This window comes from Oceanisphaera sp., from assembly GCF_052084945.1.
Classification (GTDB): domain Bacteria; phylum Pseudomonadota; class Gammaproteobacteria; order Enterobacterales; family Aeromonadaceae; genus Oceanimonas.
Map to the genome: position 1 here is coordinate 1 of NZ_JBQDEX010000110.1, position 9,220 is coordinate 9,220.

At 48.7% G+C, this 9,220-nt stretch carries 8 protein-coding genes; all 8 read left to right on the forward strand.

The window, feature by feature from the left end:
* Positions 1–36: 36 nt before the first annotated feature.
* From ACTHY5_RS09855 to accA, 8 genes are read left to right on the forward strand one after another with little or no spacing between them, the layout of a single operon-like run.
* Positions 37–540, forward strand: coding sequence for an OmpH family outer membrane protein (locus tag ACTHY5_RS09855; protein ID WP_441879182.1), 504 nt, complete (start codon positions 37–39; stop codon positions 538–540).
* A gap of 9 nt (positions 541–549) precedes the next feature.
* Entirely contained in the window at positions 550–1,572 is a 1,023-nt protein-coding gene (lpxD, locus tag ACTHY5_RS09860) for a UDP-3-O-(3-hydroxymyristoyl)glucosamine N-acyltransferase (RefSeq protein WP_441879184.1), read from the forward strand.
* Positions 1,573–1,607: 35 nt separating this feature from the next.
* Positions 1,608–2,069, forward strand: coding sequence for a 3-hydroxyacyl-ACP dehydratase FabZ (gene fabZ / locus ACTHY5_RS09865; RefSeq protein WP_441879193.1), 462 nt, complete (start codon positions 1,608–1,610; stop codon positions 2,067–2,069).
* Position 2,070: 1 nt separating this feature from the next.
* Positions 2,071–2,862, forward strand: a complete 792-nt coding sequence (gene lpxA, locus ACTHY5_RS09870; protein WP_441879186.1) for an acyl-ACP--UDP-N-acetylglucosamine O-acyltransferase — start codon at positions 2,071–2,073, stop codon at positions 2,860–2,862.
* The gene (gene lpxB / locus ACTHY5_RS09875; protein ID WP_441879187.1) at positions 2,855–4,063 is read left to right on the forward strand and encodes a lipid-A-disaccharide synthase; all 1,209 of its coding nucleotides are present in this window, start codon (positions 2,855–2,857) and stop codon (positions 4,061–4,063) included. The genes lpxA and lpxB overlap by 8 nt, the downstream gene beginning before the upstream one ends.
* Positions 4,064–4,071: 8 nt before the next feature.
* Positions 4,072–4,692, forward strand: a complete 621-nt coding sequence (gene rnhB, locus ACTHY5_RS09880; RefSeq protein WP_441879195.1) for a ribonuclease HII — start codon at positions 4,072–4,074, stop codon at positions 4,690–4,692.
* Positions 4,693–8,160 carry a DNA polymerase III subunit alpha gene (gene dnaE / locus ACTHY5_RS09885; RefSeq protein ID WP_441879189.1) on the forward strand — a complete coding sequence of 1,156 codons (3,468 nt, stop codon included), beginning with the start codon at positions 4,693–4,695 and terminating at the stop codon, positions 8,158–8,160.
* Between the two features lie 28 nt (positions 8,161–8,188).
* A complete protein-coding gene (gene accA / locus ACTHY5_RS09890; protein ID WP_441879191.1) occupies positions 8,189–9,136 on the forward strand; it encodes an acetyl-CoA carboxylase carboxyl transferase subunit alpha in 948 nt (315 codons plus the stop codon).
* The last annotated feature ends 84 nt before the right edge of the window (positions 9,137–9,220 follow it).

A 9,220-nucleotide genomic window follows, 5' to 3' on the forward strand; every position in this document is an offset into this window, starting at 1 on the left:
GGCTTCTAGCTTCCAGCTTTGTTTAAGGAGAATGTTTTGAAACAGTTGATGAAGATGTTTGGTGTATTGGCACTGGTGTTGAGCGCGGGTGCGGTGCAGGCGCAAAATACTAAAGTGGCTGTGGTAGACACGGGGTTGGTGTTTCAAAAAATGCCACAGCGTGACCAAGTGGCTAATAAACTGAAAGGTGAGTTTTCTGGTCGTGTTAAAGAAGTACAAAAACTTGAAGCCGATGGCCGCAGCTTTATTGAAAAGCAGCAAAAAGACATGGCATTTATGAACGATCAGCAAAAAGCCGATGCGCAAAAGAAGCTAAACGAAATGCAGGCTTCTTATGTGCAAAAACGCCGTAAGTTAGAAGAAGATCAGGCGCGCCGTGAGAATGAAGAACGCCAAAAAATGTTAAAAAGTATTCAAAGTGCCGTCACTCAAATAACCCAGTCGCAAGGTATCGACTTAGTGGTTGAGCGTGGTGCTGTTATTCATGTTTCACCTAGCCTCGATATCACCCAGCAGGTGATCAGTCGAGTGAGTAAGTAGAGCCAAGTTATGACAATTAGCTTACAAGCATTGGCAGAGCAGCTAAACGCTGAGTTTACCGGCGATGCTAATGTGATGATTCACCGCGTTAATACCCTAGACAAAGCGGGCCCCGAAGATGTGGCTTTTTTGTCGGACAACAAATATCAGCACTTGCTTAAAACAACTCAGGCCGCAGCCGTTATTGTTAGGGCGGCTGATGTATCCGCCTGTGCCGTGCCGTGCTTGGTGATGGAAGACCCTTACTTGGGGTTTGCGTTGGCGGCACAAGCGCTAGACACCACACCACGCCAAGCGGTGAGCATTCATCCCAGTGCCGTGATTGCTGACGATGTACAGCTAGGCGAGGGCGTCTCAATTGGTGCCAATGTGGTGATTGAGTCGGGTGTCGTACTGGCTGATGATGTTATGATTGGCCCAGGATGTGTGATAGAGCAGGGCGCTCAGTTAGGCGCCGGTACTCGTTTGTGGGCCAATGTGACTCTTTATCATAGAGTCACCCTAGGGCGTGACTGTCTGGTACAATCGGGTGCTGTCATTGGCAGTGATGGCTTTGGCTATGCCAATAACAAAGGTGAATGGGTTAAAATTCCGCAGCTGGGCACGGTAGTAATAGGGGATCGCGTTGAAATTGGCGCAGGTACCATTATTGATCGCGGTGCGCTGGGCGATACTTGTATTGCCGATAATGTGATTATTGATAACTTATGTCAGGTTGCCCACAACGTACAAATTGGTTATGGCACGGCCATTGCTGGTGGTACTGTAATGGCGGGTAGTCTAAAACTAGGTAAATACTGTATTATTGGTGGGGCGGTTGTCATTAACGGCCACATAGAAATTTGTGATGGAGTGACTGTGACCGGCATGGGCATGGTGATGCGCTCTATTACTGAACCAGGCATCTATTCGTCCGGTATTCCGTTGCAGCCTAATAAAGAATGGCGTAAAACGACGGCACGAGTGATGCGCATCGACGATATGCACAAGCGTATAAATCAGCTTGAAAAGCAATCAGACAAAAAAAATTAAGCACAATTTGGTAGGGTTACATTTTGAATGACGAACTGAATACCGAGAATAATCAGTTAGATATCCAGGACATTCTGGAACTACTGCCCCATCGCTACCCGTTTTTGATGGTAGATAAAGTGGCGCATTATGAAATTAGCCCAGAGCGCAAGACCCTGAGAGGCATTAAAAATGTGTCTTTCAACGAGCCGATGTTTACCGGGCATTTTCCGGAGAAACCGGTATTTCCGGGGGTGCTTATTTTAGAAGCCATGGCCCAGGCGACGGGTATTTTGGCCTTTAAAATGGTGGGTAAGCCAGCCCCTGGCGAGCTGTACTATTTTGCTTCTATTGATAATGCTCGCTTTAAGCGCCCTGTGGTACCGGGTGATCAGCTGGTGTTAGATGTGGTGTATTTAAAAGAACGTCGTGGTATTGCCAAGTTTACCGGTGTGGCCACCGTAGATGGTGAAGTGGTGTGCAGCGCAGAATTAATGTGTGCCAAACGCGGAGGTTAATGTGACCGAACAAAGTGCAAAGATCCATGAAACCGCCATTGTTCATCCGAGTGCAAAAATAGGGGCCGGGGTCGAAATTGGCCCCTGGACTTTAGTTGGGGCCGACGTTGAAATTGGTGACCAGTGCTGGATTGGCTCCCATGTTGTTATTAAGGGGCCAACTCGCATTGGTAAGCGTAATCATATTTTTCAGTTTTGCTCGATAGGGGAAGACTGCCAAGATAAAAAATACGCCGGCGAACTCACTCGACTCGACATTGGTGACGATAACGTGATCCGTGAGTCTTGCACTTTTCACCGTGGCACCAGCCAAGACGAAAGCCTGACCCAAGTAGGCAGCCGTAACTTATTTATGGTGAATGTGCATGTGGCACACGACTGTCGTATTGGCAGCGATTGCATTTTTGCCAATAACGCCACACTGGCAGGCCATGTGCATATTGGCTCGCACGTGATTTTTGGTGGCCATGCCGCTATTCATCAATTTGGCCGGGTGGGCAGCCATGCCTTTATTGCCGGTTGTGCGGCATTAAATAAAGACGTGCCACCTTATGTGATGGCCGCGGGGCTTTATGCTAAGCCGTTTGGGGTAAACTCTGAGGGCTTGCGCCGTCGTGGATTTTCACCTGAGGCGATTTCTGCTATTAAAAAAGCCTATAAAATTATTTTTAGAAGCGGTAAAACCGTGACTGAGGTGATCCCTGAGTTAGAAGCACTGAATGTGCAACAGCCAGAGCTGGGCCCCATGATTGAGTTTTTACAACAAAATGAGCGCGGTATTATTCGTGCCTAATTTGTCTTTATCTAGCACCCCAGATGCAGGCTTACCGCAAAGTAACGCTAAACCGCTGCGCATTGGCTTAGTGGCGGGCGAAGTATCGGGCGATACTTTAGGGGCTGGGCTGATTCGTGAGCTACGTAAGCGCCATCCTAATGCCATTTTTGAAGGTATTGCCGGGCCACAAATGGTGGCCGAGGGCTGCACTGCCTTATTTGATATGGATGAGTTGTCGGTTATGGGCTTGGTGGAAGTGCTAGGTCGATTACCGCAGATATTGCGCATTCGTAAGCAAATTATTCGCCACTTTTTAGATAATCCACCGGATGTGTTTGTGGGCATAGATGCGCCGGATTTTAATATTGATACCGAGCTTAAGTTGCGCAACGCCGGCATAGCCACCTTGCACTATGTTAGCCCGTCGGTATGGGCGTGGCGCCAAAATCGTATTCATAAAATTAAGCGCGCCACCGATATGGTGCTGGCGTTTTTACCTTTTGAAAAAGCCTTTTACGACCGCTTTGATGCGCCTTGTCGTTTTATTGGCCATACCTTGGCCGATCAAATGCCATTAGTACCCGACACCCAAGGTGCCCGTGCGCGTTTGGGGTTAAAATCTGATGGCTACTATCTTGCCTTATTGCCCGGTAGTCGCCATGCCGAAGTCACCTTACTCAGCCCAGTATATTTAGCCGCTTGCCAGCTACTTAAGGTACGTCACCCCGAATTAGAGTTTGTGGTGCCGTTAGTGAACCCTAAGCGCCGCGCCGAGTTTTTAGCCATTAAAGAGCAAGTGGCACCGCAATTAGACGTGATTATGATTGAAGGCCAAGGGCGAGAGGTAATGTCGGCCGCCAATATGGTGTTGCTGGCCTCTGGTACCGCCACCTTAGAGGCGATGTTGGCGAAAAAGCCTATGGTGGTAGGCTATAAATTTAAGCCCTTTAGTTATTGGTTGGCTAATAAGATTGTTCATACCGCTTATGCGTCTTTGCCTAATCTGTTGGCGGATCATATGTTGGTGCCTGAGCTTATTCAGCATGAATGCACGGCCGATAATATTGCCGATGAAGTGAGTAAGTTGATTAACTTTGATACTAGCGAGTTAATCAATGAGTTTACCCGCTTGCATAAGCTGATTCGTTGCAATGCCGATGAACAAGCCGCATTAGCGGTATTATCACTGGCAGACACTGCATCGGCGAATGCGCAATGACGGCCCCTATGATAGACATTGTGTATCCATCTGGCGTATTGGTTGCTGGGGTAGACGAAGTAGGGCGCGGCCCTTTGGTGGGTGACGTGGTGACGGCGGCGGTTATTTTAGACCCCAAACGGCCCATTGCCGGTTTAAGCGACTCTAAAGTGATCAGCGATAAAAAGCGCCAATTATTAGCGCCGCTTATTCGTGAGCAAGCATTGGCGTGGGCCATTGGCCGTTGCACACCGGCCGAAATTGATGAGCTAAATATTTTGCATGCCACTATGCTGGCCATGAGCCGTGCCGTGGCGGGCTTAGCAATACAACCTGGGTTTGTGTTTATTGATGGCAACCGCTGCCCGCAATTACCCATGCCGGCGCAGGCGGTGGTAAAAGGCGACAGCCGAGTGGCTGAAATTAGCGCCGCTTCTATTTTGGCTAAAGTGGCGCGTGATAACGATATGCTTGAGCTTGATAAGCGCCACCCCCAATATGGCTTTGCCCAACACAAAGGTTACCCCACCAAGGCTCACTTTGCTGCACTAAGCGAGCACGGTGTGTTGCCTGAATATAGGCGCAGCTTTAAACCTGTCGCCACTCAATTACAGCAAGACGCCTTGTTTACTCCCGCACGAGAACGTTAAATGACCACGCCCTTTATTCATCTGCGCGTACACTCCGACTTTTCTTTGGTTGATGGCGTGGCCAAAATTGGCCCTATTAACCAGCGTTGCCAAGAATTAGGTTATCCGGCGCTGGCGCTGACTGATCAAATGAATATGTGTGGCTTGGTGCGCTTTTATGGCGACAGCCACCGTAAAGGGTTAAAGCCCTTGGTGGGCTGCGATATTTGGGTGCAGGGTGAAGAGCTGGGCGAGCAGATATTTCGTTTAACTTTGCTGGCGATGAATAACGAGGGTTATCAAAACATTACCCGCCTTATTTCTGCGGCATACGAGCGTGGTCATGTGCAGCATTTACCCTTGGTGGATAAAGCTTGGCTCACTGAATTTAACGCCGGCATTATTGTGTTGTCTGGCGGGTGCGAAGGCGATGTGGGCATTAGTTTGCTCAAAGGTAACCAGACCTTAGTCGGTGAGTGCTTGGCGTTTTATCAGCAGCATTTTGCTGATCGCTATTACTTAGCGCTACAGCGCACCGAACGCCCCGATGAAGAAACTTACCTGCACATGGCGGTTGAGCTTGCCGAGCGCGAGCAGTTGCCTGTGGTGGCCACCAATGAGGTGGTATTTCTTGATAAAGACGATTTTGACTCCCACGAAGTGCGGGTGGCCATTCACGATGGTTTTACCCTTGAAGATAAGCGCCGCCCTAAACGTTATAGCCCTGAGCAATACTTAAAAAGCCCGGCGGAAATGGCCGAGTTGTTTAGTGATATTCCTGAAGCACTGGCCAATAGTGTTGAGATTGCTAAGCGCTGTAACGTGACGGTACGTTTGGGTGAATACTTTTTGCCTGACTTTCCTACGGGGGAGATGAGCATTGCTGACTTTTTAGTGAAATGCTCAGAAGAAGGCTTAGAAGAGCGACTGGCATTTTTATTTCCGGATGAAGCAGTACGGGCCGAAAAGCGTCCAGAATATGATGAACGCCTAAAGATTGAGTTAGGCGTGATCAACCAAATGGGGTTTCCGGGTTACTTTTTGATCGTGATGGAATTTATTCAGTGGTCAAAAGATAACGGCATTCCTGTGGGGCCAGGTCGAGGCTCGGGGGCCGGCTCTTTGGTGGCCTATGCCCTGAAAATTACCGATCTTGATCCCCTTGAGTTTGATCTGTTATTTGAGCGCTTCTTAAACCCAGAGCGGGTGTCTATGCCCGACTTTGACGTTGATTTTTGCATGGACAGACGTGATGAGGTGATCGATCACGTTGCTGATTTATATGGCCGTGATGCGGTAAGCCAAATTATTACCTTTGGTACTATGGCCGCCAAAGCGGTGATCCGCGATGTGGGGCGGGTATTAGGCCACCCTTATGGGTTTGTGGAGCGCATTTCTAAGCTTATTCCCCCTGAGCCTGGCATGACGCTGGCTAAAGCTTTTGATGTTGAGCCAAAACTGCCTGAGCTTTACGATCAAGACGAAGAAGTGCAAGCCTTAGTGGATATGGCGCGCAAGCTGGAAGGGGTAACCCGTAATGCCGGTAAACACGCCGGTGGTGTGGTGATTGCGCCGACCCGCATTACTGACTTTGCGCCGCTCTATTGTGATGAATACGGCCATAACCCGGTTACGCAGTTTGATAAAGATGACGTAGAAGAAGCGGGGCTGGTTAAGTTTGACTTTTTAGGGCTGCGTACGCTGACCATTATCGATTGGGCGCTGGGCATGATTAATCCCAAGCTTGAAGCCCAAGGTAAAGCGCCAGTAGATATTGCTGCGATCCCTATGGATGATCCCGCCTCTTTTAAAGTGCTTAAGCGTTATGAAACCACGGCGGTGTTTCAGTTAGAATCCCGGGGCATGAAAGACTTAGTTAAGCGCCTGCAACCCGACTGCTTTGAAGACATGATTGCCTTGGTGGCGCTCTTTAGACCAGGGCCTTTGCAATCGGGCATGGTGGATAACTTTATTGACCGTAAGCACGGTCGAGAGGCGGTGTCTTTTCCTGATGAGACCTGGCAGCACGAGTCTCTTAGAACCACCCTTGAACCCACCTATGGCATTATCCTCTATCAAGAGCAGGTGATGCAGATTGCTCAGGTATTGGCGGGCTATTCACTGGGTGGGGCCGACTTACTACGCCGGGCCATGGGTAAGAAAAAGCCCGAAGAAATGGCCAAGCAGCGTGAAGGCTTTGAAGCGGGGGCCGTGGCTAATGGCATAGACGCTGAGTTGGCGATGAAAATCTTTGACTTGGTAGAGAAGTTTGCCGGTTATGGTTTTAACAAGTCACACTCTGCGGCTTATGCCTTGGTGTCTTATCAAACCTTGTGGCTAAAAACCCATTATCCGGCTGAGTTTATGGCCGCGGTTATGACGGCCGATATGGATAATACCGATAAAGTGGTGACCTTAGTTGATGAATGTCAGCGTATGGGGTTAACCTTGCTGCCGCCCGATGTGAATTCGGGGCGTTATCGTTTTACCGTGAATGAGCAAGGCGAGATAGTGTATGGCATTGGTGCCATTAAAGGGGTAGGCGAGGGACCCATTGATTCGATTTTAGCCGCGCGAGCCGATGGGCCTTTTAGAGACTTATTTGATTTTTGTAATAGAGTAGACCTTAAAAAACTCAATAAACGGGTGATGGAAAAGCTGGTGTACTCTGGCGCCATGGACCGTTTAGGGCCGCACCGGGCTGCTACCATGGCAACCTTAACTGAGGCCATGAAAGCTGCCGAACAACATGCCAAAGCCGAGGCGTTGGGCCAAAGTGATATGTTTGGGGTGTTGGTAGAAGAAGAGAAAACCGAGCATGCCTTTGTAGACGTGCCTGCTTGGCCTGATAAAATATGGCTAGATGGTGAGCGCGATACCCTAGGTTTGTATTTAACTGGGCATCCCATTAATCAATATGCGAAAGAATTACGCAATTATACTACGGGGCGCTTAAATGAGTTACAGGCTACCAGTCGCGATAAAATAACCACAGCAGCCGGCTTAGTGATTGCGGCCCGAGTGATGACCACCAAACGGGGTAATCGCATGGGCATTTTAACGTTAGACGATCGATCGGGGCGATTAGACATCACCTTGTTCTCTGAGGCATTAGAACGCTATGAGTCTTTGCTAGAAAAGGATAAAATCCTCGTTATTAGCGGACAGGTCAGCTTTGATGATTTTAATGGCGGGCTTAAGATGTCGGCACGTGAAGTGCTAGACATGAGTGATGCCCGTGAGCGTTTTGCTCGTGGTTTGGCGCTGAATATTAATAGCAGCCAAATTGATCAGCACTTTTTTAATCAATTATTGGACATACTGACCCCAGTACGGGCGGGAGTGTGTCCTGTGAATGTTACTTATTATCGACCGGGAGCGCGGGCACAGTTAATGTTAGGCACCGAATGGCGGGTAACCCCCACCGACGAGGTGTTAACATCGTTAAGGCAATTGCTGGGCCCGAATAAAGTTGAGCTACTCTTTTGAGTCGAACCATTTTTGAACTGAGGGACTTATGAGCCATTTTCTGGAATTTGAACAACCGATTGCTGAGCTGCAGGCCCAAATCGAAGAACTTCGTCATGTAAACGAAGGGGATGCCGTTGATTTAGACGAAGAAGTAAGTCGTCTTGAAGGCAAGCGCGATGAGCTGACTAAAAAAGTATTCTCAAACTTAGGCCCGTGGCAAATATCGCAGTTGGCTCGCCATCCGCGTCGCCCTTATACCTTAGATTACCTTGAGCATATTTTTGGTGAGTTTGACGAGTTGGCAGGGGATCGTGCTTACGCTGACGATAAAGCCTTGGTTGGCGGTGTAGCTCGCATTGATGGTCGCCCAGTTATGGTGATTGGTCAGCAAAAAGGCCGTGAGACCAAAGAGAAAATTCGCCGTAACTTTGGTATGCCTCGCCCCGAAGGGTATCGTAAAGCATTGCGGTTAATGGAAATGGCTGAACGTTTCAAAATGCCTATTTTAACCTTTATCGACACTCCTGGTGCATACCCGGGTGTGGGTGCAGAAGAGCGCGGCCAAAGTGAAGCCATTGCCCGTAACCTAAAGGTGATGTCGGGTTTAAAAACCCCTATTATTTGTACTGTAATTGGTGAAGGCGGATCCGGTGGTGCCTTGGCCATTGGCGTGGGTGATCGCGTTAATATGCTGCAATATTCTACTTATTCGGTGATTTCTCCTGAAGGCTGTGCGTCTATTTTATGGAAGAGTGCTGAAAAAGCCTCGTTAGCCGCCGAAGCCATGGGTATTACTGCTCAGCGTATTCACGAGCTAAAGCTGATTGATAATATAGTAGAAGAGCCGATGGGCGGTGCCCACGGTAATCCTGCATTAGCGGCGGAATTTTTAAAAGCCCGTTTACTAAGTGATTTAGCAGATTTAGACCAGCTAGACACCGACACTTTATTAGAGCAACGCTACCAGCGCCTAATGAGCTACGGCTACTGCTAAGTTAGCGCCAAGTTTTTAGTTAAAAACACCAAGCCACAAAATGGCTTGGTGTTTTTTTATTAACGCTTAAAAGATAAGCTGGAA

Bases quoted from the DNA above. Each gene is read 5' to 3' on its own strand.
- lpxD (WP_441879184.1), top strand. From the start codon at position 550: ATGACAATTAGCTTACAAGCATTGGCAGAGCAGCTAAACGCTGAGTTT.
- dnaE (WP_441879189.1), top strand. From the start codon at position 4,693: ATGACCACGCCCTTTATTCATCTGCGCGTACACTCCGACTTTTCTTTG.
- accA (WP_441879191.1), top strand. From the start codon at position 8,189: ATGAGCCATTTTCTGGAATTTGAACAACCGATTGCTGAGCTGCAGGCC.
- rnhB (WP_441879195.1), top strand. From the start codon at position 4,072: ATGATAGACATTGTGTATCCATCTGGCGTATTGGTTGCTGGGGTAGAC.